Source organism: Actinoplanes sp. NPDC026619 (assembly GCF_040638295.1).
In the GTDB taxonomy this organism is placed as follows: Bacteria; Actinomycetota; Actinomycetes; order Mycobacteriales; family Micromonosporaceae; genus Actinoplanes.
The window spans coordinates 116144-142445 of sequence record NZ_JBEZYA010000024.1 but is presented as its reverse complement, the minus strand read 5'-3'; the positions used below and the strand labels follow the sequence as shown (position 1 = coordinate 142445).

Sequence of the window (26302 nt, the reverse complement as noted above, 5' to 3'; positions counted from 1 at the left end):
TACGATCTTGAAGGTGACCACCAGCTTCGTGCTCTTCCCGGGCCGCCACCACCTGCTGACCCGATTCCAGGCGGACTACCTGCAGAAGCAGCAGGATGCCACCGTCGTCTGGGCGGTGACGTCGGCGAACCACGAGAACACCAAGCGCAACCCGGTCCCGTACCACCGCCGGGAGGCCGCGATCGAGCGCCTCAGCGCCCGGACCGGCATCCGCTCGCTGGTGGTCCCGATCTTCGACACCGCCCCCACCACGGCGTTCGCCGAGGTGACGCTGAAGACGGTGGCGGTGGCGACGGGCCTGGACCTGACCCCGGCGAACACCATGGTCGCCTGCTCGACACCCGAGGTGGCGGCCCTCTACGAGAAGCTCGGCTTCCCGATCATCCCGGTGGAGGACGACCCGTCGCTCCCGGAGACTCCCGAGCGCCCCTGGGACGTGCTGCTGCGCCTGGCCGCCGGCGACGAGACCTGGCGCCAACTGGCCGACCCCGCCACGATCGACGTCTTCGAGCGCTACCACCTGGTGGCGGCCGTCCGCACCGCGGTGAACGACCCCCTGGTCGGCGACGAGGGCGGCCTGACGACCACCCGCGACTACCGGACGTACGTGGAGGCCTTCGCCGACGCGGCCGACCGCAAGTGGGAGGCGGTCCGCCAGTACGTCCGGCCCGGACGGATCGTCGACATCGGCTGCGGCGCCGGCTCGCTGCTCGAGCTGGCCGACCGCGAGCCCAGCCTGCACGAGAGCGACCTGATCGGCGTGGAAGTGGCGAGGCACCTCTATTCCGAGTGCGTGCACAAGAAGGCCCAGGGCGCCTTCCGCAACGCGAACGTGTACTTCTACCAGCGCAACGTCCTCGGCGGCGCGATCTTCGGCGACCGCTCGATCGACACCACGCTGACGTTCGCATTGACCCACGAGATCTGGTCGTACGGCAAGCAGCGTGAGTCGCTCCGCGAGTTCATCCGCCGGATCTACGACCACACCGCCCCCGGCGGCGTCTGGATCAACAGCGACGTCTGCGGCCCCGACGACCCGCACCGCGAGGTGCTTCTGAGGCTGACGACGGACGACGGCGAGAACCCGGACGAGCCGAGGCGGGACCTCGCGACGGAGGAGCACGTCGAGGCGTACGTCAAAAGCCTCTCGACCCGCGCGAAGCTGGACCAGTTCGCCGTGGATTTCGCCTTCCCGTTCGTCTTCGAGCCGATCGGCGAGGACACCGTGCGCATCGAGCTGGGCGCCGCGATGGACTACCTGACCCGCAAGGATTACCTGGACAACTGGCTGTCGGAGACCCGCGAGCAGTTCTGCGGCCTGAGCTTCGCCGACTGGCGGGAGCTGCTGGGCGAGGCCGGCTTCGAGCTCGACCCGTCGTCGCGGCCGATCCGCAACGACTGGGTGATCGACAACCGGATCGCCCCGGTGGCGGCGCTGGCCGACACCGACGGCACGCCGCTCGACTGGCCGACCACCCACCTGCTCACGGTGGCGAGGCGCGGCCGGGCGCTGTGACGGCCCGGCCGCGCCGAGCTCACCAGCCGACCGCGACCAGGAGGTACTGCGGGTCGCCGTGCGAGATGAAGGTGGACTGGCCGGCCACGTCGTCGTACGGGAAGCCGTAGGCCAGGTTGTTGATGCTGTTGTCGTGCCAGAACTTGGCGTAGTAGTTGGCCGGCGCGGCGCGATAGAAGTTGCTCACCGTCTGCTGCTGAGCCGCGGGCAGGTCGGCGGTGTGCCGGTTCAGCGACGCGCACTGGTTGGCGTTCGACGCGAGCGGCCCCGAACACCCGAAGATCTGCTGGGTGGTCGCGCTGACGCCGACCGACGACGCGTACGAGCTCATGTAGTTCTGGTATTGCCCGCCGGGCTGGAAGACCGGGTCGCTGCCCGGGGCCAGGATCCGGTAGGGCGAGGTGGCGGTGGCCGAGTGCTGGAACTCGGCCGGCACCGCCGCCGCGAACCGGGCGAACGTGGCCGTACGGTCCTCGGCGAAGGTCGCCTGGTTCTCACCGACCTGCTGGTCGGCGCCGTCGTGCGAGTGCAGCCGCAGGGCGAGCTTCAGGCCGAACGCGTCGACCCGGGTGGTGTTGCCGTTGAAGACGTCCGGCCCGACGGTGAACTCGATGAAGTCGAAATACTGGCTGGTGGCGGAGCCGAGGTAGAAGTACATCCGGCCGGCCGAGTTGGCCGGCATGTCCAGGTAGGGCTGCTCGGCGATGGAGTGGGTCTGCCCGTTGAAGTTCCAGTAGACCTGGCTGTCCGGGTACTTGCCGTTGGTTTTGTTGAGCACCTTCACCTCGACCACGTTCTGCGCGGCCGGGATGCTGCCGGTGTCGCCCCAGAACGAGTCGGACGGCGGCGGGGTGGTCGGGCCGCCGGCCGAGGTCCCGTAGACCTGGAACTCCCAGAGCGAGTAACCGTAGGGGGTGGCGCGGACGGTGCCGTTCAGCCGGACGTACCGCCCGGAGCCGCTCGCCGTGATTGTCTGCACGCCGCCGGCGCCGGTCGTGGTGCTGTAGATCGTGGTCCAGGTGCTGCCGTTGGCCGACGTCTGGATCTGGAAGGACTTCGCGTACGCGGCCTCCCAGTTCAGCGTGACCGAGGTGATCGTGGCCGTCGCGCCGAGGTCGACCTGGAGCCACTGCGGGTCGCTGAACGCGCTCGACCAGCGCGTGCCGGTGTTGCCGTCGACGGCCGCGCTCGCCGGGAACGACGCGTTCTCCGTACTGGATGAGGTGGCCGGTCTGCCCTGCGAGAGCAGGGTGTCGGCAGCGCTCGCCGGGCCTACGGACAGGGCGGCGTAGCCGCCGGCGAGGAGCAGGACGCCGAGTACGGCGGTGGCCAGCCGGGGGATGGAATGTCGCATGGGACTCTCCAGGGGAGTGGCGCGCCCTCGCGGCTAGGGGGATGCGAGAGCGCTCTCACCGTCCGAGTCTTATCGACAACCTTCTTTACCTCAAGGCGTCCTGGTTCCGGAACTTCGCCTTCCAGCCGATCGCCGGCGCGATGTGCTTCACGATCGTCTCCAGGATGCGGGCGTTGTAGGCGACGCCCAGCTGGTTCGGCACCGTGAAGAGAATCGTGTCGGCGGCCTGGACCGCCTTGTCGTTCGCGAGCTCCTCGGCGATGCGGTCGGGCTCCCCGGCGTACGTCCGGCCGAAGCGCGACCGGACCCCCTCGAGCAGGCCGACCTGGTCTTCGTTCTCCTGACCGCCGAAGTAGATGCGGTCGATCTCCTCGGTGATCGGCAGCACGCTGCGCGAGATCGACACCCGCGGCTCGCCGGGCCCTCTCCAGGCCTCCCGGTAGAGCGCGATCTGCTCGGCCTGGAGCTGGTCGAACGGCAGCCCGGTGTCCTCCGACAGCAGCGTCGAGCTCTGCAGGTTGAGGCCGAGGCCGGCCGCCCACTGCGCGGTCTGCCGCGTGCCGGCGCCCCACCAGATGCGCTCGCGCAGGCCGGGGGACTGGGGCTGGATGGCCAGGCCGCCGCTGATGCCGGTGCGGGCCGGGTCGGTGCGCGCCATCGCCTTGCCGCTGATCGCGTCCAGGAAGATCGTCGTCTTCTCCCGGGCCAGGTCGGCCACGCTGGTGCCCTCGGGCGGCTGGTAGCCGAACGCGTAGGCGCCGTTGAGCGCCGTCTCCGGGGATCCCCGGCTCACGCCGAGCTGCAGCCGGCCACCGCTGATCAGGTCGGCGGCCGCGGCCTCCTCCGCCATGTAGAGCGGATTCTCGTAGCGCATATCGATCACGCCGGTGCCGATCTCGATGTGCCTCGTGCGCGCGCCGATCGCCGCGAGCAGCGGAAACGGCGAGGCCAGCTGCCGCTCGAAGTGGTGCACCCGCACGAACGCGCCGTCGACGCCCAGCTCCTCGGCCGCCACGGCCAGCTCGATGGTCTGCACCAGCGAGTCACCGGCGCTGCGCGTCTGCGACCCGGCCGCGTCCCGCCAGTGCCCGAACGAAAGAAATCCGATCTTCTTGTCCACGCCCGCACCAACCCGGCCGGGCACGACCGGATTCCCCGGCCCTCCGCCGTACGGCATCATGGGCTCATGAATCCTTCGAGTTCGGATTGGATTTCCGTCCTGGGCTACGCGAACGGGCGGGGCTCTCGTCAGCCCCTGGCCGCTCTGCGGGTTTGACTGCGCGACCGCGGCATCGACTGGATGCCCTTCGCGATGACGGAGATCCGGTGGGGTCACGCCTGCGGCGTCGGCGCGGACGGACACTGGCATGGCTGGATCGACATCCAGGTGCGAGCTGATGCGCTTCGCCTTCTCGGCCTGCACCCCAGCCAGCCGACCGCGGCCATCACCGGTCCGCCCCGGCCCGGTTGGTGGCATGCCGCAGCGGAGCGCCAGCCGCTTTTTCCGGGCGTTCGTAACGGCCAGTGAGGCATGGAGACGCTGATGGCGATTCGGATCGAGCTGACCTTCGACACGCGTGACGCGGTGTCCCTCGCCGAGTTCTGGAAGGTCGCGCTCGGCTACGAGGACGAGCCGCCGCCGGCCCCGCTGGTGGCGGCGGGCGGCAGCGTGCAGGCGACGTTCGACGGCCACCACGTGGTGATGGCCGGCCCGGAGGGCAACGAGTTCTGCGTCGCCGCCTAGCTTTTGTCGTTCTCCCCGGCGATCAGCTTCTGCTGCCGGTCGACGAAGGCGGCCCATTTCGGGTCCTGCTTGGTGGTGGCGGGCCGGTAGAAGTCGGCGACCGAGGAACGCATCAGCATGATGACGACGGCGACACAGGTCGCGAGCACGATCAGGCCCAGGGCGGCGTGCACCGACGGGTACCACCCCGGAACGAGGTCGTAGTAAAGCCGGTTGGCCGGGTCGGCGCCGGGGCCGGCCGTCGAACCGGCCGGGTCGACGCCGGCGTTCAGGCCGGTGAACAGGGCGAAACCGAGAACGCCGAGAACAGCCCAGGCGGCCGGCCGGGCCCACCGCAGCGGACGCCGGACAACTGTCGCCAGCGCCGCGGTGGCCAGGACCACCAGCGCGGTGACGACCATGTTGAAGATGAGGCCGGCGCGCACCTGATCGGCGCCGCCGTCCCCGAAGTGCACGGCGGCCGGCCCGAAGTGCTGCCAGGCGATGATTGCCGCGATCAACATCAGGGCCGCCACCCCGCCGCACCCGGCAAGCAGGAGCGAAATCCATCGCACCAACGACGGCCGGCGCCGCTCATCCGAACTCATAGTCCCTGCCCCCGTGTCGCATTGTTCAGCGGCACCATAGTGGACAGGTATCAGCGGCTTCGCATCCGGTTGTTCCGGGCGTCGTGGGTGAGTTCGGCCAGCCCCAGCTCCTCCAGCAGCGGCGGCAGGTACATGCCGAAGCGGCCGCGGTAGCCCTTGCGGAGCCCGTACCACCCGCCGACCGGATTGCCGGCCGAGCGGCCCCACGCCTCGACCGTGCCGTCGGCGGCCGTCTTGTTCTCGTCGGCGGCCCCGAGCGGCACCCAGTCCTCCTGCTGCTTCAGCCAGGCGTGCAGGTCCTCGACGGCGCGCAGATGATAGGACAGCTTCGTGGCGCCGACCTGGCAGATCAGGGCGGGCGGGTCGGCTTCCGGGTCCCGGTACATCGTGTATGGCGACGACCCCGGCGGAGTGCGCAACATCCACGGATCGTCTTTGGTCCCGGCCGCCGTCATGGTTCGACCTTAGGCGGAGCGCAGCGAGCGGCAGGGCGAATCGGCGTCACCCGATCGCGTAGTAGTCCTCGGTGATCACCGGCCGGAAGCCGAGCGAGGTGTAGAGATTGAGCGCGCGGTCGTTGTCGGTGGCCACCTCCAGGTGAACGGAGGCCGCTCCATCGGCGCGGGCCATCACGCACAACCGGTGCAGCACGTCCCGTCCGATGCCGCGGCCCTGGAGGTCGGGGTGGACGACGAAGCCGTAGACGCCGGCCAGCCCCTCCTCGGGGAGCAGCCGGACGGAGCCGATCACCTGGCCGTCGCGCTCGACCACGAGGGTGTGCGGATCGTTCCCGGCGGTGGGCGGCGCCCAGCCGAATCCCAGGCGCATCAGCTCCTGCACCGTCTGGTGGTCGGCCGGAACGCCGGCGCGGAGGGTGATGCGAGGGTCGGCAGCCACCTCGGTGGGCTCGCCGAGCAGCTCCAGAGCATGCTCGCTGTGATCGAGCCGGCCGTTGCGGCGCTCGGCGAGGGCGCGGCCCCCGGCCGAGGACCGGGGAACGACCAGCAGCACGTCGGCGTGCTCGCGCTCCTGGCACACCCGCAGCGCGGCGTCCAGCAGCGCGCCACCGATCCCACGCTGCCGGGCGGCCGGGTCGACCATGCCGGCCAGCTCGAGGGTGGGCGCGCTGTGCGCATAGATGCCGAGGAAGCCGAGGAGCCGTTCGCCGTCCCACCACAGGATGTCCTCGACGTCCTGCCCGCTGCGGTGGCGCAACGCGTTCCACTCGAGCTTCAGCCGCCCACCGTCCGCCGCGACGACCCGGCGCTCCAGGTCGGCGATGGCGTCGAGGGTGGCCGGGGGCAGCCCCGCGGAGAGTTTGACCATGATGCCACCCCACCACCCCCGTCAACCGATTTCTGACCGGCGGTGTTCAGGCTATGAGCAGACGGAGGCCGAGCTCGGCCGCGTCGAGGCCGGTGAGGTCGCGGTTGCGCTCGGCCCATCGGCCTGAGGACAGGTCTCCGCGGAGTTTGCCTACTGCCCGCTGCTCAGCTTGCGGTCCGACCCTGGTCCATACCGACACCGCGCGGCGTACATGTTCGTCCAGGTAGGCCTCGGGCCGGCGCCAATGCGCCTCGAAGAAGCCGTCGGCGCAGTCCCACGGAATGGGCACCGGCTCCGCGCGGCCACCGATCGCCCGGGTGAGGTCGGCCAGGGACGGCCAGCCGACGAGAAGGCCGGCGAACTCGGGCAGGTAGTCGCGGGTGAGCCAGAACCGCTCGCGCCAGCCGGTGTTGTCGGCGTCGTAGGTGAACACGACCACGCGGCGGGCCACCCGTTTCATCTCACGGAGCCCGGCGACCGGGTCCGGCCAGTGATGCACGGTGCTGACCGCCATGGCCGCGTCGAACGACTGGTCCTCGAACGGCAGGCTCTCCGCTGCGGCCGCCACGCACGGTGCGGCGCCCGCCGGACGTTGTGCCCGCATGACCGCCGACGGCTCCACCGCCGTGACGTCACGGTCCGGTGGTTCGTAGGAGCCGGTGCCTGCTCCGACGTTCAGGACCGTGCGGGCGTCCCCGAGCGCGTCCCAGATGCGCGCGGCGATCCGGGGTTCGGTGCGCCGGGTGGCCGGGTAGGCGGATCCGATGGCGTCGTACAGCTGCGCGCCGAACATCTTCAGTTGCTCCTCGGGGGTTGTCCTGATTCCCATCGCTCGTGCCTGCAGCTCCCGGTCGATGGCCGTCACCATCGCGGCAGCGTGGTCACGCTGTTCCAGCAGCAGGCCCCGCAGCCGCCGCAGATGCGCGACCGCGTCGGTGGCCGGGTCGTCGACCAGATCCGCGATCTCCCGCAATCCGAAGCCGAGCCGCCGGTAGGCGAGCACTTCCCGCAGCCGTTCCACGTCGTCCGCGGAATAGGCGCGGTATCCCGCGACGGTCCGCGCCGACGGCTGCAGCAGGCCGATGTCGTCGTAGTGATGCAGCGTGCGGACGGTCACGCCGGCCAGCTCGGCCACACGTCCTACGGTCAGGTGCTCCTCCACGTCTCCGACTATGTGGCATGACGCCACGTGAGGGACAAGCGTTACCCAAGTAGTCTTCGGCCTATGTGGATCACTGCTCTGACCGCGGTCCGGGCCGTACGTAATGCCGAGGCCGCCGATGATTGAGTTCCGGACCGCGACGCCGGCTGCGGGTTCGCTCGACGTTGCCTGGAACCACGAGCGCCGCGGCGAGCCGGTGATCCAGACGCACTTCTACAACGAGCACACGGTGATCCTGCGGCAGAGCAAACGGGTCGAGTGCGAGGCGCCGTTCATCTACCTGCTGTTCGGCAACGAGCGGGCGCTGCTGCTCGACACCGGTGCCTCGGCCGACCCCGCGGTGTTCCCGCTGCGGGACACCGTCGACTCACTCGTGGACGCCTGGCTGCGGGAACACCCCCGCGACGGGTACGAGCTGGTGGTCGCGCACACGCACGGGCACGGCGACCACGTGGCGGCCGATCCGCAGTTCGCCGACCGCCCCGCCACGACCGTGGTGCCTCACGACCCGGACGCCGTGCGGTCGTTCTTCGGGCTCACCGGCGCGCTCGCCGAGTCGGTCGTCTTCGACCTGGGCGGCCGGGTCCTGGAAATCCTGAACTCGCCGGGCCATCACGCCGCGGCCATCACCATTCACGACCCCTGGACGGGCATCCTCTTCACCGGCGACACGGTCTATCCGGGTCGGCTCTACATCGCCGACTACCCGGCCTTCCGCGCGACGCTCGATCGTCTGGTCGACTTCGCCGCGAACCACACCGTGACCCATGTGCTCGGCTGCCACATCGAGATGACGAGCAAACCCGGCCGCGACTTCCCGCTTGGCGCCCAGTACCAGCCGGCCGAACATGTATTGCAGCTGCCCGCCGCCGAGCTGACCACCGTCCGGGACGCCACGGAGCAGGCCGACGGCCGGCCCGGCATCCACCGCCACCGCGATTTCATCCTCTTCAACGAGCCGGGCGAGAAGGAAAAACGCGCGCTCCTGCGACGGGCCAAGCTCCGCCGCCTCCAGGAGAAACTCCTCCGCCGCTGACGCCCCGACCAGCCGTGGCGGGTCAGGGGCGGCCGGCGCCCGTCACCGAGCCCAGCCCAGAAAACGCAGGTAGAGGTCGTCCGGCACCGGGCCGCCGGCGCACCTCATGTCGTCGATTGCGGCGCACATCTGAGCGGCCAGGTAGATCCGCAACACGGTGGGGAACCGTCGGTATTCGACCCGGAGATCCGTGCGGGCTGTCGAGCACGGCCAGGGCGCGGAGCACACCTGGCACTGCCAACCGGGACGGACACTCAGATGCTCCTGGTCTGCCATGCCAGCTCCCTGGTTGAAGCCCACGTCCCGCCTGGTGATCCAGGCACCCGACGGGACGCGGGGCCTAACTTCGATACAACCGATGTACGGCTATGCCGCGCAACGGTTACGCGGCAGACTGTCGCAAGTAGAGACGTTCAGCTGAGGGTGGGTTACGGCGCAGCTGTTCACGCGGTTACGCGGCGGCCGATGAGGGGGTTACGTGGTGAGTGTGGAGAACGGCGGATCCTCGGTCCCACGACGGCAGCTGGGCCGGAAGCTCCGAGAGCTGCGAGAGAGCGCGCAATTGACGGTGGCCCAGGCGATCGCCGCTCTGGAATGGAGCAAGCCGCGGCTGTGGCGCTATGAAACCGGGCAGGTTCCGGTCCACCCGAACGACGTGGACGCCATGTGCCGTCTCTACGGGGCGTCTCCCGACGTGGTCGAAGCGCTCAAGTCGCTCGCCCGTGAGACGAAGTCCAAGGGCTGGTGGCACGCCTACAGCGAGATCCCGGAGTGGTTCCAGCTCTTCCTCGGCATGGAGGCCGTGGCCAACCGTATCCGCCAATATGAGGCAGAGGTCGTTCCCGGCCTGCTTCAATCGCTGCCTTACGCGCGGGCGATCCTCGGTCAGAGCGTCACGCAGCCGACCGATGATCAGCTGGAGAAGCAGAGCCGTGTGCGAATGCAACGCCAGCACATTCTGACGCGTACCTCGCCGATCTTGGAGGTCATCCTGTCCGAGGCGGCACTGCTGCGCGGCTCCGACGGGCCGACGATGGTCGATCAGCTGACGACCTTGCTGGCTTTCGCCGAGCGACCCAACATCTCCATCCGGGTCGTGCCGCTCAGCGCCGGGCCGCACAAGGCCTACGCCGGCCCCTTCGTGATCCTCGACTTCCCGAGAGAAACCCCAGCCCGAGACCCCGAACCGACCACCGTGTACGTGGAGCAGCCCACGGGCGCCCTCTATCTCGACAAGCCCCACGAGGTGGCCGCCCACGAAGCTATTTGGCTGGACCTGGTGGATAGAGTTGCCCTTGGTGAGACCGAATCCAGGCGGCTCATCGAGCAGAGAGCAAGGGAGTGGTCACAGTGACAGCACGTGACCTTGACGGCGCCGTTTGGCGCAAGAGCGCCCGTTCCGGCGGCAACGGCGGAAACTGCGTAGAGGTAGCAACCAACCTCCCGCACATCGTCGCCATGCGTGACACCAAGGACCGCGCCGGCGGAACGCTGACGTTCAACAGGTCGGGCTGGACTGCGTTCCTCGAAGGCGTAAAGGGCGACACGTTCGACCGCTGAGCGACTTCAAGCCCATCAGACGTGGCCGGTGCTCTGGCGTACGAGTAGTTCGAATGGGGCGTAGCCCTCCTGGGGCTCGGTGGTGGCGCCGCCGTTGATGCGGCGTTCCAGCAGGTCCAGCGCCAGCCGGGCGATCTCCGCCTTGTCCGGGCGGATGGTGCTCAGGGCCGGGGTGTGGAAGTCGCCCTCCTCGATGCCGTCGAAGCCGATCACCGCTACGTCGCCGGGCACGCTGCGGCCGCGCTCGTGCAGGGCGCGCAGTGCGCCGATCGCCAGCAGGTCGTTGAAGCAGAACACCGCGTCCGGTGGGGACGGCAGGTCGAGCAGGGCGTTCATCCCCGCGTAGCCGTCGGCACGGTGGTAACTCTTGGCCGGCAGGACCAACGTGGCGTCGAAGCGGATCTTCGCTGCTCGCAGGGCGGTCCGGTAACCGCGCAGGCGCAACGCTGCGGTGCCGCCGGAGATGTGGGGCTGGCTGCCGATCGCGGCTATCCGGCGGCGGCCGAGCGCGATCAGGTGGGCCGTCGCGGTGCCGGCGCCGGCCACGTTGTCGATGCTCACGTGGTCGACCGGGGCCTTGACCAGGCGTTCGCCGAGCAGGACCAGGGGAGTGCGGTCGCGGCGCTGGTCGATCTCCTTGGCGGTCAGGGCGAGGGGGCTGACGATCAGGCCGTCGATCAGGTGCGATTTTATGCCGTCCAGGACCACCCGCTCGTTCTCCTTGGCGCCCTGGGTCTCGTCGATCAGCACCGTCCAGCCGTGGCCCTTGGCCTGCTGCACGAACTGGGCGGCGAGCTCGGCGAAGTACGGCGAGCTGATCTCGGGGACGGCCAGCGCGACCACGCCCGTACGGCCGCCGCGCAGCAGCCGAGCCGACAGGTTGGGGCGGTAGTCCAGTTCGTCCAGGGCCGCCTGCACCTTGCCCCGGGTCGCCGCGGAGACGAACGGAAAGTCGTTGATCACGTTGGAGACGGTCTTGACCGAGACGCCGGCGTGCGCCGCGACGTCCTTGATGCTGGCGCCCATGAACCACATCGTAGAGCTTGTTTCCCGCTCTTACAACGTAGTAAACAACGTTGTAAAACCAAGGCCATGCACAACGCGAGGCTGACTCTCGACCCGGCGTTCCGGATCGGGTCCATCGACCGCCGGCTGTTCGGCTCGTTCGTCGAGCACATGGGCCGCTGTGTCTACACCGGCATCTTCGAGCCGGGCCATCCGCGCGCCGACGACCTCGGCTTCCGCTCCGATGTGCTCGATCTGGCCCGCGAGCTCGGCGTCACCGTGGTGCGTTACCCGGGCGGCAACTTCGTCTCCAACTACCGCTGGGAGGACGGCGTCGGGCCGCGCGAGAACCGGCCCACCCGGCTCGACCTGGCCTGGCGCTCGATCGAGAGCAACCAGTTCGGGCTGGGGGAGTACATGTCGTGGGTGCGCCGGCTCGGCGCCGAGCCGATGCTCGCGGTCAACCTCGGCACGCGCGGCCTCACCGAGGCCGTCGACCTGCTCGAATACTGCAACTTCCCGGGCGGCACCGAGATGTCGGACCGCAGGATCAAGAACGGAGATCCTTCGCCGTACGACGTGAAACTGTGGTGCCTGGGCAACGAGATGGACGGTCCCTGGCAGATGGGACACCAGACCGCCTATGAGTACGGGCGGAAAGCCGCCGAAACCGCACGGGCGATGCGCCGCCTCGACCCCTCCGTCGAGCTCGTCGCGTGCGGCAGCTCCAACCGGCAGATGCCCACGTTCGGCTCCTGGGAGGCGAGCGTCCTCGAGCAGTGCTACGACCAGGTCGACTACGTCTCGATGCACGCGTACTACCAGGAGCACGACGGCGACGCGGACAGCTTCCTGGCCTCCGCCGTGGACATGGACGCGTTCATCGAGGAGGTCGTCGCCACCGCCGACCACGTCCGCGCGGTGGGGCGGCACGGCAGGCGGCTGCGGATCTCGTTCGACGAGTGGAACGTCTGGTACGCCTCCCGGTTCGCCGGCGAGTCGAGTCTCGAGTGGGCGCAGGCGCCGCGGCTGATCGAGGACGAGTTCAACGTGCTCGACGCGGTCGTGGTCGGCACGTTCCTGATCTCGCTGATCGGGCACGCCGACCGGGTCGCGATCGGCTGCCAGGCTCAGCTGGCCAACATCATCGCCCCGATCCGCACCGAGCTGGGCGGCCCGTCGTGGCGGCAGACCATCTTCCATCCGTTCGCGGCCGCCGCCCGCCTGGCCCGGGGCGACGCGCTGCGGGTCGAGCCGGTCGGGCCACTGATCGAAACGGCGAAATACGGGCCCGTGCCGGTCCTGACCGCCGCGGCCTCCCTCGACGCCGGGACCGGTGCGGCCGCCCTGTTCGCGGTCAACCGGGACCGCGTCAACCCGCTCTCGCTGACCGTCGACCTGCGTGCGTTGCCGGGCGCCTCGCTGCGCTCGCACCAAGTGCTCGCCGACGACGACCAGCGTGCCACCAACAACCAGCAGAACCCATCCCGGGTCGGGCCGCGCGCCGCGGCCGGGCGAGTTGTCGACGGCCGGCTGACCGTAACCCTCCCACCCGCCTCCTGGAACGTCCTCTCGATCGCCACCGACATCTCCGTCGGCCGTCCCGCCGACGTCGTCCCCGACTTCTCCACCGACTTCTCCACCGACGCGAAATAGGAGTCCGCAATGAATCCCTCCGCTCTCTCCCGTCGCCACTTCCTCACCATCGCCGGCGGCGCCGGTTCCGCCCTCGCCCTCGCCGCCTGCGGTGGCACCTCGAAGGCCCCGACCGCCGCCCCGGCCGGTGGCAACGGCGGCGCCGGCTACAGCGGCCCGAGCGTGACGATCAGTTTCTGGAACGGCTGGACCGGCAGTGACGGCCAGACCGCGCAGACGATGGTCGACCAGTTCAACAAGGCCAACCCCAACGTGCAGGTCAAGATGAACGTCTTCCAGTGGGCCGACTTCTATCAGAAGCTGCCGGCCGCGGTGCAGAGCGGCAACGGGCCGGACGTCGGCGCGATGCACATCGACGACATGCCGACCCAGGCCGCCCAGCAGGTGATCGTGCCTATCGACGACGTGGCCACGGCGCTCGGGCTGAAGGAGTCGGACTACGCGCCGGCGGTCTGGAACGGCGGGGTCTATCAGGGCAAGCGGTACGGCGTCCCGATCGACGTGCACAACCTCGGGCTCTACTACAACAAGACCGTGATGGAGAAGGCCGGCCTCGACCCTTCTAAACCACCGACCACCAAAGACGAATACATGTCGCAGCTGGACACCCTGAAATCCAAGGGCATCCAGGGGTCGTGGGTCTCGCCGTTCCAGTTCACCGGCGGGTTCCAGTTCGAGTCGCTGCTGTGGCAGTTCGGCGGCGACGTGTTCAGCGCGGACAACACCGGCGCCACCTGGAACTCCGACGCCGGCGTGCAGGCGCTCACCTGGATGGTCGACCTCGTCAAGAACGGCTACAGCCCCAAGAACGTCGGCCAGGACGCCGATTACCTCTCGCTCAAGAACGGCAGGAACGTCTTCAACTGGCAGGGCATCTGGCAGGTCAACGACGTCGCTGCCCTGACGGCGTACGAGATCGGCACCGCACCGCTTCCGAAGATCGGCTCGACCGGCGGGGTCTGGGGCAACAGCCACCAGTTCGTGCTGCCGCGCAAGAAGGACAACGACGCGAACAAGTCCAACGCCAGCCGGTTCTTCATCAACTGGTTCACCCAGCACTCGGCCGACTGGGCCAAGAGCGCCAAGGTGCCGGCCCGCAACGACCTCGCGCAGGGCGCCGACTTCAAGGCGCTTGCCGGGCTGCAGTCGTTCGCCGCGGACGTGCAGTACACCCACTTCCCGCCGTCGGTGGCCGGCATCGGCGACGCGATCGCCCAGCTCTACACCGGTGTGCAGAGCGCGGTGCTGCTCAAGCAGGACCCGGCCGCGGCCCTCAACGCGGCCGCCGACAAGGCCAACAAGATCCTCGCGGACAACAAGAAGAAGTACGGGGCCTGATCGTGGCCGTCGACGCCCGGGCCGCTCGGGAGAGTGCGGCACCCGTGGTTTTCCGTGGCGGTGGGACGGCCGTGCCCCGGCATGGGCGGCTCACGCCGTACCTCTTCCTGATGCCTTTCGGGGTGTTGTTCGTGGGGTTTGTGCTGGTCCCGGCAGTGTTCGGGTTCTGGGTGAGCCTGCACGACTACAACTATCTGCTGCCCGGCAAGCCGTGGACCGGGCTGCAGAACTACGTTGATCTGTTCACTGCGGGCAGTCGTGACAGCTCCGATTTCTGGCACAGCATGCTGGCCACCGGCATCTTCACGGTGTTCAGCGTGCCGTTCCTGATCGTCTGCCCGCTCGGCGTGGCGCTGCTGCTCAACCGTGCTTTCCGGGGGCGGTCGTTCTTCCGGGCGGTGTTCTTCGCGCCGTACGTGCTCGGGGTCGCTGTGGTCGGGCTGCTGTTCCGCTTCGTGCTCGACCCCAACATCGGGCTGGTCAACTACTACCTCGGCAGCGCCATCCCGTGGACCACCGACGTGCCGTGGGCGTGGATCTCGCTGATCGGCATGACCGTGTGGTGGACGCTCGGCTTCAACGCGGTCATCTACATGGCCGGTCTGCAGGACATCTCACCCGAGTTGTACGAGGCGGCCCGGGTCGACGGCGCGTCGCGCCGGGACGAGTTCCGCAACGTGACCCTGCCCGGGCTGCGGCCGGTGATGGCGTTCGTGACGACCGTGACGATCCTCGCCTCGGCCAACATGTTCGGGCAGTCGTTCCTGCTCACCAAGGGCGCCCCGGCGAATGAAACGCGCACCGCAATCATGTATATCGCCGAGACCGGACTGGTGAACAACCGGCAGGGCATGGCGGCCGCGATGAGCTACCTCCTGGCCCTGCTGCTGATGGCGGTCAGCGTGCTCAACCTGCGCCTGACCCAGCGACGGGAGGCGTCGTGAAACTCGGCCGGATCCTCTTCTGGATCACCCTCGGCGTGCTCACCGTGATCTTCGTGGCGCCGCTGCTGTGGATGCTGGTGACGTCGTTCAAGACCAGCAACGACGCAACCGCGGTGCCGCTGTCCTGGCTGCCGCACCCGTTCAGCGGCGACGCCTACTCCACGGTGCTCACCACGAACTCGGCAACGCCGGTGCTGCGCTGGTTCCTCAACAGCCTGATCGTTGCGATCGCCAACGCGGTGCTGATCATCGCGGTCGACGCGATGGCCGCGTACGCCCTGGCCCGCCTCCGCTTCCGCGGCCGCCGGCTGATCACCGCGACCGTCGTGGGCACGCTGTTCGTCCCGCCGTTCGTCTTCCTCATCCCCAACTTCCTGATCGTCAGCAGGCTGGGCTGGCTCGACTCGCTCTGGGCGATCATCATCCCGTCGGCGGGCGGCGCGTTCGGCGTCTTCTTCCTGCGCCAGTTCTTCGCCGCGCTGCCGGTCGAGCTGGAGGAGGCGGCCCTGATGGAGGGCGCCAACCAGTGGCAGATCTTCACCCGCATCGTGCTGCCGCTGGCCCGCCCCGCCCTCGCCACGCTGACCGTGCTGTCGTTCCTGACGAACTGGAACGACTTCCTATGGCCTTTGTACGTGTTGTACAGCGCCGAACATCTGACGCTGCCCGCTGGTCTGGGGAACCTGCAGAACGCGGCGACGACGAACTATCCGATCGCGATGGCCGGCGCGGTGGTGGCCAGCGTGCCGGTGCTGCTGCTGTTCGTTGCCGCCCAGCGGCACGTCATCCAGAGCGTCACGCACACCGGCGTGAAGGGGTGATGGCGTGTTCCGAGCACTGTTGCTGGCGTTCCTGCTGCCCGTCGCGGTAGTCCCGGTCCCGAACGTTAGTGGGACGAACGTTAGTGGGACGAACGTTAGTGCGGCTAACGGTTCGGCGTTCGTCAATCCGGTGTCGCGGTCGACAGCGGACACGTTCGCCGACCCGACGGTGATTCGGGGGCAGGACGGTTTCTGGTACGCCTACGCGACCAGCGACCCGCTTCGCTCGGGCGAGGCAACCGCCCACCGCATCCCGATCTCGCGCTCTTCCGATCTGGTTCACTGGGCATACGTCGGCGATGCGCTAACCGGACCGGCGGCGCCCTACGTAGCTCCCGGCGCCTCCTACTGGGCGCCCGATGTCCGTTACCTCGACGGCCGCTACGTCATGTACTACGCGGTCACCGACACAACAGTCTCGCCGGACGGCTCCGACTTCGCGATCGGCGTGGCGGTCGCGCCGACGCCGACCGGTCCGTGGACCCAGCAGACCGCGCCGGTGGTGGCGCCCCGCCCGGGTGCCGGCGGCGGCTATCTGAACACGATCGACCCGGCCGAACTGACTGCCGCCGACGGCACGCGTTACCTCTATCTCGGCAGCTACTACGGCGGCATCTCGGTGGTGCGGCTCAGCGTGGACGGCCTGTCGGCGGTGGGTGAGCCGACCATGGTGGCTCTCGACAACAAGTACGAGGGCGCCTACGTCGTTCGCCACGACTCCTTCTACTACCTGTTCGCCTCGTCGGCGAACTGCTGCGCCGGACCGGCCACCGGATACTCAGTTTCGGTCGGCCGTTCCAGCTCGCCGCTCGGACCGTTCTACGACGCGCACGGCGTCTCGCTGACCGCTTCGCGGGCCGGTGGCACACCGGTGGTCACCCAGAACGGCAATCGCTGGATCGGCGCGGGTCACAACGGTGTCGTCACCGATCTGCAAGGCCAGGACTACCTGGTCTATCACGCGATCGACCGCGATCTGCCCTACCTCGATCAGCCTTATGGAATCAACCGCCGGCCGATGCTGCTCGACCGCCTCGACTGGATAGACGGCTGGCCGCTGGTGCGGGCGGGCGCGGGCCCGTCGGACACGCCGCAGCCGGCGCCGGCCGGCACCGGCGCGGCAACCTTCGCCGAGCCGGTGCGCTGGCTGCCGCCGGGGTGGCGGGTCACCCCCGATGGCTACGCCACCGGCAGCGGCACCGTGCTGCGCCCCGCACCCGCCGGCGATGTGCGGGTCGAGGCCGATCTGCGTGTTCCGGCCGGCGGATCGGCCGGTCTGGTGACCGGCTCAGCCCGCGTGATGCTCGACCGCACAACGGGCCGGCTGACCGCCACCGCCGGAGCGGCCGCGGCCGCCGCGCCGCTGCCGGCCGGGGTCGACTTCGGTGCGTGGCACAACCTCGCCGTGTCGGTGCGTGGGCGGCATCTCGTCGCGGAGCTGACCGAAGCGCGCCAGAGCGGCCCGATCGTCTCCGTCTCGCTGACCGTGCCGCCCGGGCTTCCGCTCGCAGGCTTCACCGGCCGCGGCGACGTCGACAACTTCAGCGCGCAGCGCCTCTACCGGCCGGTCACTCACCCGGCGCCCGCCCCGGCGACCGGGCACGTGGTGTGGTCCGACGAGTTCAACGATGGAGCGCTGGGCGCCGGCTGGTCGTGGGTGCGGCGCGACGATGCGGTCACGGTCGGGGGCGGCAAACTGAACTGGCCGGTCGAGGCCGGCGACCTCACCGGCTCGAGCAACACCGCGTCGGTGCTGCTGCGTGACGCGCCCACCGGGAACTGGACGGCCGAGACCCGGCTGACGCTGGATCTCGGCACCGGCGACGTGCGCAACTATCAGCAGGCCGGCCTCATCGCCTATGCGGGAGACGACAACTTCGCGCGCCTCGACGTCGTGTCGATCTGGAACACCCGGCAGATCGAGTTCGGGCGGGAACTGCCCTACGCCGGTGCTCTTGCCTACGGCGGGATCACCGTGGGCACCCCGGCCACGACCACGTGGCTGCGGCTCGTGCACCGGGTCGGGCCCGGCGGCGAGCACCTGTTCCGTGAGGAGTCCAGCACCGACGGGCGCACCTGGACGCTCGGGGGAGTGTGGACGTTCCCGGCCGGCGCCCAGCCGAAGATCGGCCTGGACGCGCACGGCGGCGCCACGCCCGCGGTGACGGCGCACTTCGACTACGTGCGGATCAGCCGTCCATGACCCGCGGACTTGCCCTCGCAGCGGTTCTCCTGGTGGCCGCCTGCACCTCCGCACAACCGGGAGCATCAATGATGACCTTCGCCAATCCGGTCTACGACAAGAACTTTCCCGATCCCGGGGTGCTGCACGTGGACGGCACCTGGTTCGCCTACGGCACCAACAACGCCGTCGACAACGTCCCGCTGCTGACCTCGACCGATCTGGTGCACTGGACCGAACAGGGCGACGTGCTCCCGAAGGTCGGCGACTGGGCCGAACTCGGCAACACGTGGGCGCCGGAGGTGGTGCGCACCGACGCCGGCAAGTACGTCCTCTACTACACGGCTCGCTGGAAGAAGGCCGACCGTCAGTGCATCGGCGTCGCGGTGGCCGACGACCCGCACGGCCCGTTCGCCGACACCAGAGGCGAGCCGCTGATCTGCCAGGACGACGAGGGCGGCTCGATCGACGCGAGCCCTTTCCGGGACGAAGACGGCTCGCTCTACCTGTACTGGAAGAACGACGGCAACCACATCGGCGTGCCGAGCCATTTGTACGCGCAGCGCCTCAGCCCCGACGGCCTGCACCTGACCGGCGACCGCGTCCGCCTGCTCACCAACAACCAGCCCTGGCACGGCACGGTCGTCGAGGCCCCGGAGATGCTGCGCCACGACGGAAAGCTGTACCTCTTCTACTCCGGCGGCGCGTTCGACTCCGACGGATACGCCGTGGGCTACGCCACCTGCGACACGCCGATGGGGCCGTGCCACGACGCGCCGGAGAACCCGATCCTGCGCTCGTCGGCGACAGCCGCCGGACCCGGCCACTGCTACCCGATCACCCTCGACGACGGCACCACCTGGCTGCTCTATCACGCCTGGCCGCCGGACGGCATCGGCAGCATCAACCCCGGCCGCCAGATGTGGCTGGACCGCCTCGACTGGACCGGTGGCAAACCGGTGGTGCATGGGCCGACGGCCGGCGCGCAGCCGATGCCGGGACGACAAACTTCAATTAGGGGGGATAGCATACAAACCCCATAGATCTTGAGGAGTGTCAATGCGGCGAGCTCTGACCCTCGTCCTGCCCAGCCTCCTGCTGCTGGCCGCCTGCGACGGCGGCGGTGGTGGCACGTCGGCGTCGGGCGCGTTCGACCCGGCGACCTGCCAGGGCGGCACGCTGTCGGTGCTCAACCAGGGCGGCATCACCCACCTCGACCCGGCGCGGCTCTACACGTCCGGTGGTGGCAACATCCCGTCGCTGCTGTTCCGGACGCTGACCACCCGCAACCGGCAGCCCGGCGAGGCCGGCGCCAAACCCGCCCCCGACCTGGCCACCGACCTCGGCACGCCGTCGGACGGCGCGCGCACGTGGACGTACAAGCTGCGTGCTGATGTGTTCTTCGAGGACGGCACGCCGATCACCGCGGCCGACGTGAAGTACGGCATCGAGCGCTCGTTCGCCCCGGAACTGCCCGGCGGCGCGCCCTACCTGCGCGACTGGCTGCAGGACGCGGCGAGCTACCAGGGGCCTTACCAGCAGCCCGAGGGCATCAAGGCGATCGAGACGCCGGACGACAGGACGATCGTCTTCAAACTCAGCAAACCCGAGGGCGACTTCCCGTTCCTGGCCACCGCGACGCAATTCGCGCCGGTTCCCAAGGCCAAGGACAAAGGCGTGGGATACGAGGCGCATCCGGTCTCGTCCGGGCCGTACATGGTGGAGTCGTACGCGCCGAAGAAGTCCTTGATCCTGGTCCGCAATCCGCACTGGACGACCAAGAGCGACACGTTGCGCTATGCCTGCCCGGACCGCATCGAGGTGACCGCCGGCCTGGACGCCGCGGTGATCAACCAGCGGCTGATCAGCGAGCCCGACGCCGTCACCACCGATGCCGTGGTCGGGCCCGAGCAGCTCGCCCAGCTCGGCTCCGGTGGCCCGCTGGACAAGCAGGTCGCCCGGGGCGAGTTCCCGGCCACCTATTACCTGGCGTTCAACACGAAAAACGCCCCATTCGACAATCAAAAAGTGCGCGAGGCTTTGTCGTACGCCGTGAATCGCACCTCGGTCGTCAATGCGCTCGGTGGCAGCACCGTGGCCGGCGCCTCGACCACGTTCCTGCCGCCGCAGAAAGCGCTCGGCTACCAGCAGTACGACTTCTTCCCGGCCGGTGACAGCGGCGACGCGGCCAAGGCGAAGGCAGTGCTGGCCGAGGCGGGGGTGAGCAACCTGACGATCGAGCTGGCCCACTCCAACGAGGACGGCAACGGTTACGGCCCGAAGGTCGCGGCCGCCGTGCAGGAGGCGTTCAAGCAGGCCGGCGTCACCGTGAAGCTGACCGCGATCGACGACGCCACCTACCGCGACGTCACCGGCAAGCCGGCCACCGAGCGGGGCGCGTCGCTGCAATATTGGGGCGCCGACTGGCCGTCCGGCGGCCCGTTCCTCATCCCGATCTTCGACGGCCGGCAGATCATCACCGCGGGCGGCAACTTCAACCTGGCTCAGTACGACGATCCGCAGGTCAACGCCGAGATCGACGCGATCAACGCGCTCACCGACCAGTCCAGCGCCCAGCAGCGGTGGGGCGCCCTGGACGCGAAGGTCGGCGCACTGGCCCTGACCATCCCGCTCGCCCACGAGAAGGACGTCTTCCTGTTCGGCAAGAACGTCAAGAACGCCGTGCCGGACGGCTGGCGCGGCACCTACGACCTCGCCCGGATCTCGGTCAAGTGAGGGCGCTGCGGCGCGACCGCGGCTTCCTCTTCGGCGCCGCGGTCGCCCTGCTGATGGTCCTGGTCGCGGTCGCGGCCCCGCTGCTCGCGGCGGCAGCCGGCCAGGACTACACCACCTACCACGACAACCTGCTCGACTCGGCCCGCGGCGGGGTGCCGCTGGGCCGGCTCGGCGGGATCAGCGGCGAGCACTGGCTGGGCGTCGAGCCCGGCACCGGCCGTGACCTGTTCGCCCGGGTGGTGCACGGCGCGCAGACCTCGCTGGGCGTCGCGGTCGGCGCCACGATTCTTCAGGTGCTGCTCGGCCTGTTCGTCGGCACCGCGGCCGGGCTCGGCGGGCGCTGGGCCGACGCGATCCTGACCCGGCTGGTCGACCTGGTGCTGGCGCTGCCCATCCTGGTCCTGGCCATCTCGCTGCTGGCGATCGTGCCGTCGAACTGGCCGCGGCCGCTGCTGCTGGCGGCGGTCATCGCCGTACTCGGCTGGGGTGGCACCGCCCGGATCACCCGGAGCGAGACGCTGACCCTGCGCACCCGCGACTACGTGGCCGCGGCCCGGCTGGCCGGGGCCGGCTGGTCCCGGATCGCCCGCCGCGAGATCCTGCCGGGCCTGACCGCGCCGGTGCTGACGTACGCGGCCCTGCTGCTCCCGACGAACATGGTCGTCGAGGCCGGCCTGTCCTTTCTCGGTGTCGGCGTGCGGCCGCCCACCCCGTCGTGGGGTCAGATGCTGTCGAGCGCGACGACGTGGTTCCGCGCCGACCCGATGTACGTGCTCGTCCCCGGCGGCCTGCTGTTCCTGACCCTGCTCTCGTTCGTGCTGGTGGCCAACGGCCTGCGCCGCGCCCTCGACCCCCGCCAGCGGGAGGTGCTGCTCCAGTGATCGGCTACCTTTTCCGCCGGATCGGCGGCGCCGTGCTCGTCCTGTTCGGGCTGTCCCTGCTGCTCTACGGCCTGTTCTACCTGGCCCCGTCCGACCCGGCGATCCTCACCTGCGGCAAGGGCTGCACGCCGGAGCGGCTGGCCGAGGTGCGGCACGCGATGGGTGTCGACGACCCGATCCCGGCGCAGTACGCGCACTTCCTGACCGGCCTGGTGGCCGGCCGCGACTATCCGGCCGGCCCGGCCACCCGGCACTGCCCGGCGCCGTGCCTGGGCTACTCGTTCGAGACCGACCAGCCGGTGACCACGCTGTTGCTGGACCGGCTGCCGGTCTCGGCCTCACTGGCGCTGGGCGCCGAGGTGCTGTCCCTGGCCGCCGGCATCGGCGCCGGAGTGCTGTCCGGGCTGCGCCGTTATCGCTGGCTCGATCGGATCGTCAACGGCCTGGTCCTGGCCGGTTACGCGGTGCCGGTCTTCCTGGTCGGGCTCCTGCTTCTGCTGCTGTTCTGCGTCCAGTTGCAGTGGCTGCCGTTTCCCTCGTACGTGCCCTTCACGACCGATCCGCTGGCCTGGGCGCAGAACCTGCTGCTGCCCTGGGTGGCGCTCGCCGTGATCCAGACCGCCGCGTACGCCCGGCTCACCCGCGCCGGCATCCAGGAAACCCTGTCCGAGGACTACATCCGCACCGCCCGCGCGTACGGCCTGCCGGAGCGCCGGATCATCTGGCGGCGGGCGCTGCGCGGGGCCCTGCTGCCGCTGGTCACGCTGACCGCGATCGACCTGGCCTCGATCATGACCAGCGCGGTGCTGACCGAGACGATGTTCGGCCTGCCCGGCGTGGGTCAGCTGCTGGTCGGCGCGGTCAACCAGATCGACCTGCCGGTGGTCGTCGGCGTGACCATGCTGACCGGCGTGCTCATCGTCGCCGCCAACACCATCGCCGATTTCCTGTACGCGGCGGTCGACCCCCGGGTGGAGCTCCGATGACGGCCCTGGTGGTGGCGGACCTGCGCATCCGGTTCGGCGACACGGTCGCGGTCGGCGGGCTGTCGTTCGAGGTGCCGTCCGGGGGCGCGGTCGGCATCGTCGGCGAATCCGGCTCCGGCAAGAGCGCCACCGCCCTCGCCCTGCTCGGCCTGCACACCGGCGCCGCCGTCAAAGGCCGCATCACGTTCGGCGACGACGACCTGACGACGCTGTCCGACCGCCGGTGGCGGCAGGTGCGCGGAGCCAGGATCGCCATGGTGTTCCAGGAGCCGCTCACCGCGCTCAGCCCGTTCCACACGATCGGCGACCAGATCGCCGAGGTCTACCGCCTGCACACCGGGGCCACCCGGCGGGCGGCCCGCGATCGGGCGGTCGAAGTGCTGCGGCAGGTGCACATCCCCGACCCGGCGCGGCGGGCGGCGAGTTATCCGCACCAGTTCTCCGGCGGGATGCGGCAGCGGGCGCTCATCGCGATGGCGCTGTCCTGCCGCCCGCAGCTGATCGTCGCCGACGAGCCGACCACCGCGCTCGACGTCACGGTGCAGGCGCAGATCCTCGACCTGCTCGACGAGGTCCGGGCAACCACCGGCACGTCACTGCTGCTGATCAGTCATGACCTCGGTGTGGTGGCCGGCTCCACCGACCGGATCGTGGTGATGAGGCGTGGTGTTTCCGTCGAGCAGGGGGCGACCGCTGCTGTGCTCGGCGCGCCGTCCGCCGCGTACACCAAAGATCTTCTCCAAGCCGTGCCGCACGCCTCGCCGCCGCGGAAGATCGACGGAGAGCCGCTGCTGCGGCTCGACGGAGTCCGCAAGCACTTTCCGCAGCCCCGGCGCGGCTCGTGGCGGCGGCCGGCGCCGATCCGGGCGGTCGACGGTGTCACCCTCGACGTGCGGGCGGGGGAGACGCTCGGCGTCGTCGGCGAGTCCGGCACCGGCAAGACGACGCTCGCCCGGCTGATGGCCGGCCTGTTGGCGCCGACGTCGGGAACGATCCAGCTCGACGGCGCGGACATCGGGAAGCGGCGCGGCGGCTCGGTGCAGATGGTCTTCCAGGATCCGCTGTCGTCGCTCAACCCGCGACGAACGGTGGGCGAGAGCATCGCGGATCCGTTGCGGATTTCCGGTGTACGCGACCCGCGTGCCCGGGTCGAGGACCTGCTCCGGCGGGTCGGTCTGGAGCGGCGGGAGTACGACCGTTACCCGCACCAGCTCTCCGGCGGCATGCGGCAGCGGGTCGGCATCGCCCGCGCGCTCGCCCCCCACCCGCGGCTGATCATCTGCGACGAGCCGGTGTCCTCGCTCGACGTGACCACCCAGGCGCAGGTGCTCGCTCTGCTCGAGGACGTGCGCGCCGAGTTCGGCCTGACCATGGTGTTCGTCTCGCACGACCTGGCGGTGCTGCGCCAGATCGCCGACCGGGTGGCGGTGCTCGCCGAGGGCCGGATCGTCGAGCTGGGCGAGACCGCGTCGGTCTGGGCGAATCCGCAGCACCCGTACACCAAGGAGCTGCTGGCCGCGGTGCCGGTGGCCGACCCGGCCGAGGCGCGGCGCCGGCGGGCCCTGCGGCTGGCCTCACCCGGGTGAGCGGCGGGCGAGCACCTCGTCCATGTTCGCCTCGGCCCAGGACTTGAGGGCGCGCACCGTCAGGTGCAGTGAGCTGCCGAGGCGGGTCAGCTCGTAGGAGACGGTGACCGGCACGGTCGGCGTCACGGTGCGGGTGATCAGGCCGTCGCTCTCCAGGGCGCGCAGGGTCTGGGTGAGCATCTTCTGGCTGACGCCGGCCAGCTTGCGGGACAGCTCGGAGTAACGCATCGCCCCGCCGGCGCCGAGCGCGCACAGGACCAGCGTGACCCATTTGTCGGAGATGCGGTCGAGCAGCTGGCGGCTCGGGCAGGCGGCCAGGAAAGCGTCATATTCCGCCTTGGCCTGCGCCCTTCTCTGGGCCGCGGTCGTCGTCGCCATCGCTCGTTCCTCCCGTAACGCACCTGAAAGTGCCCACTTCCCATCAGGAAGCTACCCCACCAGAGTGAAGCGCATGAACGTTTCTCTCCCCGGCGGCTCGCTCCAGCTCGGCGATCTGACCGTGACCCGGTTCGGCTACGGCGCGATGCAGCTCGCCGGCCCATGGGTGATGGGACCGCCCGCCGACCTCGACGGCGCGCTCGCCGTCCTGCGCGAGGCCGTCGAGCTCGGCATCACGCACATCGACACCAGCGACGCGTACGGGCCGCACGTCACCAACCGGCTCATCCGCGAGGCGCTGCACCCCTATCCGGCGGCGCTGCACGTCGTCACGAAGGTCGGCGCGACCCGGGACGAGCAGGGCGGCTGGCCCCCGGCCCGGGACCCGGCGTTGCTGCGCCGCGCGGTCGAGTCGAACCTCGAGAACCTCGGCCTCGACGTGCTCGACGTGGTCAACCTGCGCCTCGGCAACGCCCAGGGCCCGCAGCCCGGCTCGCTCGCCGAGGCGTTCGGGACGCTGGCCGGCCTCCAGCGCGAGGGCCTGATCCGGCACCTCGGCGTCAGCAACGCGACCGCCGAGCAGGTCGCCGAGGCCCAGTCGATCGCGCCGATCGTGTGCGTGCAGAACATGTACAACCTGGCCTACCGGCACGACGACGGGCTGATCGACCGGCTCGCCGAACAGGGCGTCGTCTATGTGCCGTTCTTCCCGCTCGGCGGCTTCAGCCCGCTGCAGTCGACGGCGCTGTCGGCGGTGGCCGCCCGGCTCGGCGCGACGCCGATGTCGGTCGCCCTGGCCTGGCTGCTGCAGCGCTCACCGAACATCCTGCTGATCCCGGGCACCTCGTCGGTGGCGCACCTGCGCGAGAACATCGCCGGCGCCGGCCTGACGCTCGGCGCCGACGACCTGGCCGAGCTGGACAAGATCGGGCTATAGGCACCGGGCGCCGGCGTCGGTGATCCGGGCGGCCAGCAGCTCACTGTCCTCCCGTTCCGCCCAGATGCCGGCCCCGCGCAGCTCGCCCGCGCCCACCCGGACACCGTCGATCCAGGGCATCGGCCACGACGGAAACCGGTGCACCTCGATCAGGTCGCGGGCCACCGCGGAGCGCATCCCCGGCCCGAGAACGGCCGCCACCTGCGCCATCGTCGGCACGGTGCTCGCCACCAGGCGAATGAAGTCGTCCGCGATCTCGGACAGCGGCCGCGGCGCGCCCCCTTCCAGCGGAGCGAGCACGAGGTATTCGCCATCGGTCAACCCGTTCGTCTCAGCCACGCACCGCATTCTCCCGGGTGCCGTCTACCCGGTGCACCAGCCACGTCGTGTAGAGCAGCAGGAGCGCCAGCAGCACCTCGATGCCCAGGCCGGTGCCGACGCCGAGGGCGTCGCGCAGCGAGAAATCGCCGAAGTGCGAGGCGGCCAGCACGAGCAGGCCGCCCCGCAGCCACTTCTTGATCGAGGGAGTCATGCCATCAGGGCTGGCCACCTCGCGAATTTGTGACA

28 protein-coding genes are annotated in these 26302 nt (G+C 69.8%); 17 read left to right on the top strand and 11 right to left on the bottom strand.

Features of this window, described 5'->3' with window-relative positions:
• The first annotated feature begins 13 nt into the window (after nucleotides 1–13).
• Nucleotides 14–1516, top strand: a complete 1503-nt coding sequence (locus AB0E90_RS39385; protein WP_360417246.1) for a class I SAM-dependent methyltransferase — start codon at nucleotides 14–16, stop codon at nucleotides 1514–1516.
• A gap of 19 nt (nucleotides 1517–1535) precedes the next feature.
• Here AB0E90_RS39385 and AB0E90_RS39380 read toward each other — a convergent pair whose 3' ends face one another.
• Both AB0E90_RS39380 and AB0E90_RS39375 read right to left on the bottom strand, forming a co-directional pair.
• Complete coding sequence (locus AB0E90_RS39380; RefSeq protein ID WP_360417245.1) at nucleotides 1536–2870, bottom strand: beta-1,3-glucanase family protein; 1335 nt, start codon at nucleotides 2868–2870, stop codon at nucleotides 1536–1538.
• A gap of 85 nt (nucleotides 2871–2955) precedes the next feature.
• On the bottom strand, nucleotides 2956–3990 hold the full coding sequence (locus tag AB0E90_RS39375; protein WP_360417244.1) for an LLM class flavin-dependent oxidoreductase: 1035 nt from the start codon (nucleotides 3988–3990) through the stop codon (nucleotides 2956–2958).
• A 180-nt stretch (nucleotides 3991–4170) separates the two neighbouring features.
• On the opposite strand from AB0E90_RS39375, the gene AB0E90_RS39370 reads away from it, so the two are divergent.
• Together AB0E90_RS39370 and AB0E90_RS39365 are read left to right on the top strand one after the other, a co-directional pair.
• The gene (locus AB0E90_RS39370; RefSeq protein WP_360417243.1) at nucleotides 4171–4398 is read left to right on the top strand and encodes a hypothetical protein; all 228 of its coding nucleotides are present in this window, start codon (nucleotides 4171–4173) and stop codon (nucleotides 4396–4398) included.
• Nucleotides 4399–4413: 15 nt separating this feature from the next.
• Nucleotides 4414–4614 (top strand): VOC family protein, encoded by a 201-nt coding sequence (locus tag AB0E90_RS39365; protein WP_360417241.1) that lies wholly within the window; start codon nucleotides 4414–4416, stop codon nucleotides 4612–4614.
• On the opposite strand, the gene AB0E90_RS39360 is transcribed toward AB0E90_RS39365, so the two are convergent.
• From AB0E90_RS39360 to AB0E90_RS39345, 4 genes are all read right to left on the bottom strand, one after another.
• A complete protein-coding gene (locus AB0E90_RS39360) occupies nucleotides 4611–5117 on the bottom strand; it encodes a hypothetical protein (RefSeq protein WP_360417239.1) in 507 nt (168 codons plus the stop codon). The two genes, AB0E90_RS39365 and AB0E90_RS39360, sit on opposite strands and share 4 nt — an antisense overlap.
• A gap of 134 nt (nucleotides 5118–5251) precedes the next feature.
• The gene (locus tag AB0E90_RS39355) at nucleotides 5252–5656 is read right to left on the bottom strand and encodes a DUF6855 family protein (protein ID WP_360417238.1); all 405 of its coding nucleotides are present in this window, start codon (nucleotides 5654–5656) and stop codon (nucleotides 5252–5254) included.
• A gap of 46 nt (nucleotides 5657–5702) precedes the next feature.
• Complete coding sequence (locus AB0E90_RS39350; RefSeq protein WP_360417235.1) at nucleotides 5703–6527, bottom strand: GNAT family N-acetyltransferase; 825 nt, start codon at nucleotides 6525–6527, stop codon at nucleotides 5703–5705.
• A gap of 46 nt (nucleotides 6528–6573) precedes the next feature.
• Nucleotides 6574–7689 (bottom strand): MerR family transcriptional regulator, encoded by a 1116-nt coding sequence (locus AB0E90_RS39345; protein WP_360417234.1) that lies wholly within the window; start codon nucleotides 7687–7689, stop codon nucleotides 6574–6576.
• Between the two features lie 118 nt (nucleotides 7690–7807).
• Between AB0E90_RS39345 and AB0E90_RS39340 the strand changes: the two genes are divergently transcribed.
• Nucleotides 7808–8725 (top strand): MBL fold metallo-hydrolase, encoded by a 918-nt coding sequence (locus AB0E90_RS39340; RefSeq protein WP_360417233.1) that lies wholly within the window; start codon nucleotides 7808–7810, stop codon nucleotides 8723–8725.
• A 42-nt stretch (nucleotides 8726–8767) separates the two neighbouring features.
• Here AB0E90_RS39340 and AB0E90_RS39335 read toward each other — a convergent pair whose 3' ends face one another.
• Nucleotides 8768–9001, bottom strand: a complete 234-nt coding sequence (locus tag AB0E90_RS39335) for a hypothetical protein (protein ID WP_360417232.1) — start codon at nucleotides 8999–9001, stop codon at nucleotides 8768–8770.
• 211 nt (nucleotides 9002–9212) lie between these two features.
• Between AB0E90_RS39335 and AB0E90_RS39330 the strand changes: the two genes are divergently transcribed.
• Together AB0E90_RS39330 and AB0E90_RS39325 are read left to right on the top strand one after the other, a co-directional pair.
• Entirely contained in the window at nucleotides 9213–10079 is an 867-nt protein-coding gene (locus AB0E90_RS39330; RefSeq protein ID WP_360417291.1) for a helix-turn-helix transcriptional regulator, read from the top strand.
• Nucleotides 10076–10285 (top strand): DUF397 domain-containing protein, encoded by a 210-nt coding sequence (locus tag AB0E90_RS39325; protein WP_360417230.1) that lies wholly within the window; start codon nucleotides 10076–10078, stop codon nucleotides 10283–10285. Before AB0E90_RS39330 ends, AB0E90_RS39325 begins: the two co-directional genes overlap by 4 nt.
• Nucleotides 10286–10300: 15 nt before the next feature.
• Here AB0E90_RS39325 and AB0E90_RS39320 read toward each other — a convergent pair whose 3' ends face one another.
• On the bottom strand, nucleotides 10301–11311 hold the full coding sequence (locus AB0E90_RS39320; RefSeq protein ID WP_360417228.1) for a LacI family DNA-binding transcriptional regulator: 1011 nt from the start codon (nucleotides 11309–11311) through the stop codon (nucleotides 10301–10303).
• 66 nt (nucleotides 11312–11377) lie between these two features.
• Here AB0E90_RS39320 and AB0E90_RS39315 point away from each other — a divergent pair, with 66 nt between their 5' ends.
• The 10 genes from AB0E90_RS39315 to AB0E90_RS39270 all read left to right on the top strand — a co-directional run bounded on the left by AB0E90_RS39315 (nucleotide 11378) and on the right by AB0E90_RS39270 (nucleotide 24420).
• Nucleotides 11378–12946: an alpha-N-arabinofuranosidase gene (locus tag AB0E90_RS39315; protein WP_360417226.1), complete on the top strand. Its 1569-nt coding sequence runs from the start codon at nucleotides 11378–11380 to the stop codon at nucleotides 12944–12946.
• A 9-nt stretch (nucleotides 12947–12955) separates the two neighbouring features.
• Nucleotides 12956–14284, top strand: coding sequence for an ABC transporter substrate-binding protein (locus AB0E90_RS39310; protein WP_360417224.1), 1329 nt, complete (start codon nucleotides 12956–12958; stop codon nucleotides 14282–14284).
• 131 nt (nucleotides 14285–14415) lie between these two features.
• Nucleotides 14416–15228 (top strand): sugar ABC transporter permease, encoded by an 813-nt coding sequence (locus AB0E90_RS39305; RefSeq protein ID WP_360417222.1) that lies wholly within the window; start codon nucleotides 14416–14418, stop codon nucleotides 15226–15228.
• Nucleotides 15225–16049 carry a carbohydrate ABC transporter permease gene (locus AB0E90_RS39300; RefSeq protein ID WP_360417220.1) on the top strand — a complete coding sequence of 275 codons (825 nt, stop codon included), beginning with the start codon at nucleotides 15225–15227 and terminating at the stop codon, nucleotides 16047–16049. The genes AB0E90_RS39305 and AB0E90_RS39300 overlap by 4 nt, the downstream gene beginning before the upstream one ends.
• A gap of 4 nt (nucleotides 16050–16053) precedes the next feature.
• The gene (locus AB0E90_RS39295) at nucleotides 16054–18252 is read left to right on the top strand and encodes a family 43 glycosylhydrolase (RefSeq protein ID WP_360417218.1); all 2199 of its coding nucleotides are present in this window, start codon (nucleotides 16054–16056) and stop codon (nucleotides 18250–18252) included.
• Between the two features lie 68 nt (nucleotides 18253–18320).
• Nucleotides 18321–19274: a glycoside hydrolase family 43 protein gene (locus AB0E90_RS39290; protein WP_360417216.1), complete on the top strand. Its 954-nt coding sequence runs from the start codon at nucleotides 18321–18323 to the stop codon at nucleotides 19272–19274.
• Between the two features lie 16 nt (nucleotides 19275–19290).
• Nucleotides 19291–20967 (top strand): ABC transporter substrate-binding protein, encoded by a 1677-nt coding sequence (locus tag AB0E90_RS39285; protein WP_360417214.1) that lies wholly within the window; start codon nucleotides 19291–19293, stop codon nucleotides 20965–20967.
• Nucleotides 20964–21848 carry an ABC transporter permease gene (locus AB0E90_RS39280; protein WP_360417212.1) on the top strand — a complete coding sequence of 295 codons (885 nt, stop codon included), beginning with the start codon at nucleotides 20964–20966 and terminating at the stop codon, nucleotides 21846–21848. Before AB0E90_RS39285 ends, AB0E90_RS39280 begins: the two co-directional genes overlap by 4 nt.
• Nucleotides 21845–22834 (top strand): ABC transporter permease, encoded by a 990-nt coding sequence (locus tag AB0E90_RS39275; RefSeq protein WP_360417210.1) that lies wholly within the window; start codon nucleotides 21845–21847, stop codon nucleotides 22832–22834. The genes AB0E90_RS39280 and AB0E90_RS39275 overlap by 4 nt, the downstream gene beginning before the upstream one ends.
• Complete coding sequence (locus AB0E90_RS39270) at nucleotides 22831–24420, top strand: ABC transporter ATP-binding protein (RefSeq protein WP_360417208.1); 1590 nt, start codon at nucleotides 22831–22833, stop codon at nucleotides 24418–24420. Before AB0E90_RS39275 ends, AB0E90_RS39270 begins: the two co-directional genes overlap by 4 nt.
• Here AB0E90_RS39270 and AB0E90_RS39265 read toward each other — a convergent pair.
• Nucleotides 24409–24798: a helix-turn-helix domain-containing protein gene (locus tag AB0E90_RS39265; protein ID WP_360417206.1), complete on the bottom strand. Its 390-nt coding sequence runs from the start codon at nucleotides 24796–24798 to the stop codon at nucleotides 24409–24411. The two genes, AB0E90_RS39270 and AB0E90_RS39265, sit on opposite strands and share 12 nt — an antisense overlap.
• Nucleotides 24799–24871: 73 nt before the next feature.
• On the opposite strand from AB0E90_RS39265, the gene AB0E90_RS39260 reads away from it, so the two are divergent.
• Nucleotides 24872–25735 (top strand): aldo/keto reductase family oxidoreductase, encoded by an 864-nt coding sequence (locus AB0E90_RS39260; protein ID WP_360417204.1) that lies wholly within the window; start codon nucleotides 24872–24874, stop codon nucleotides 25733–25735.
• Here the strand turns inward: AB0E90_RS39260 and AB0E90_RS39255 are convergent.
• Both AB0E90_RS39255 and AB0E90_RS39250 read right to left on the bottom strand, forming a co-directional pair.
• The gene (locus tag AB0E90_RS39255) at nucleotides 25730–26074 is read right to left on the bottom strand and encodes a hypothetical protein (protein ID WP_360417202.1); all 345 of its coding nucleotides are present in this window, start codon (nucleotides 26072–26074) and stop codon (nucleotides 25730–25732) included. The two genes, AB0E90_RS39260 and AB0E90_RS39255, sit on opposite strands and share 6 nt — an antisense overlap.
• Entirely contained in the window at nucleotides 26067–26267 is a 201-nt protein-coding gene (locus AB0E90_RS39250; protein ID WP_360417200.1) for a hypothetical protein, read from the bottom strand. The genes AB0E90_RS39255 and AB0E90_RS39250 overlap by 8 nt, the downstream gene beginning before the upstream one ends.
• Nucleotides 26268–26302 lie beyond the last annotated feature (35 nt).

Excerpts from the sequence above, each read along its gene's own strand:
- AB0E90_RS39380 (WP_360417245.1), bottom strand. The coding sequence starts at position 2,870 with ATGCGACATTCCATCCCCCGGCTGGCCACCGCCGTACTCGGCGTCCTG.
- AB0E90_RS39370 (WP_360417243.1), top strand. The coding sequence starts at position 4,171 with ATGCCCTTCGCGATGACGGAGATCCGGTGGGGTCACGCCTGCGGCGTC.
- AB0E90_RS39365 (WP_360417241.1), top strand. The coding sequence starts at position 4,414 with ATGGCGATTCGGATCGAGCTGACCTTCGACACGCGTGACGCGGTGTCC.
- AB0E90_RS39360 (WP_360417239.1), bottom strand. The coding sequence starts at position 5,117 with ATGTTGATCGCGGCAATCATCGCCTGGCAGCACTTCGGGCCGGCCGCC.
- AB0E90_RS39355 (WP_360417238.1), bottom strand. The coding sequence starts at position 5,656 with ATGACGGCGGCCGGGACCAAAGACGATCCGTGGATGTTGCGCACTCCG.
- AB0E90_RS39350 (WP_360417235.1), bottom strand. The coding sequence starts at position 6,527 with ATGGTCAAACTCTCCGCGGGGCTGCCCCCGGCCACCCTCGACGCCATC.
- AB0E90_RS39340 (WP_360417233.1), top strand. The coding sequence starts at position 7,808 with ATGATTGAGTTCCGGACCGCGACGCCGGCTGCGGGTTCGCTCGACGTT.
- AB0E90_RS39335 (WP_360417232.1), bottom strand. The coding sequence starts at position 9,001 with ATGGCAGACCAGGAGCATCTGAGTGTCCGTCCCGGTTGGCAGTGCCAG.
- AB0E90_RS39320 (WP_360417228.1), bottom strand. The coding sequence starts at position 11,311 with ATGGGCGCCAGCATCAAGGACGTCGCGGCGCACGCCGGCGTCTCGGTC.
- AB0E90_RS39315 (WP_360417226.1), top strand. The coding sequence starts at position 11,378 with ATGCACAACGCGAGGCTGACTCTCGACCCGGCGTTCCGGATCGGGTCC.
- AB0E90_RS39310 (WP_360417224.1), top strand. The coding sequence starts at position 12,956 with ATGAATCCCTCCGCTCTCTCCCGTCGCCACTTCCTCACCATCGCCGGC.
- AB0E90_RS39290 (WP_360417216.1), top strand. The coding sequence starts at position 18,321 with ATGATGACCTTCGCCAATCCGGTCTACGACAAGAACTTTCCCGATCCC.
- AB0E90_RS39285 (WP_360417214.1), top strand. The coding sequence starts at position 19,291 with ATGCGGCGAGCTCTGACCCTCGTCCTGCCCAGCCTCCTGCTGCTGGCC.
- AB0E90_RS39270 (WP_360417208.1), top strand. The coding sequence starts at position 22,831 with ATGACGGCCCTGGTGGTGGCGGACCTGCGCATCCGGTTCGGCGACACG.
- AB0E90_RS39265 (WP_360417206.1), bottom strand. The coding sequence starts at position 24,798 with ATGGCGACGACGACCGCGGCCCAGAGAAGGGCGCAGGCCAAGGCGGAA.
- AB0E90_RS39260 (WP_360417204.1), top strand. The coding sequence starts at position 24,872 with ATGAACGTTTCTCTCCCCGGCGGCTCGCTCCAGCTCGGCGATCTGACC.
- AB0E90_RS39250 (WP_360417200.1), bottom strand. The coding sequence starts at position 26,267 with ATGACTCCCTCGATCAAGAAGTGGCTGCGGGGCGGCCTGCTCGTGCTG.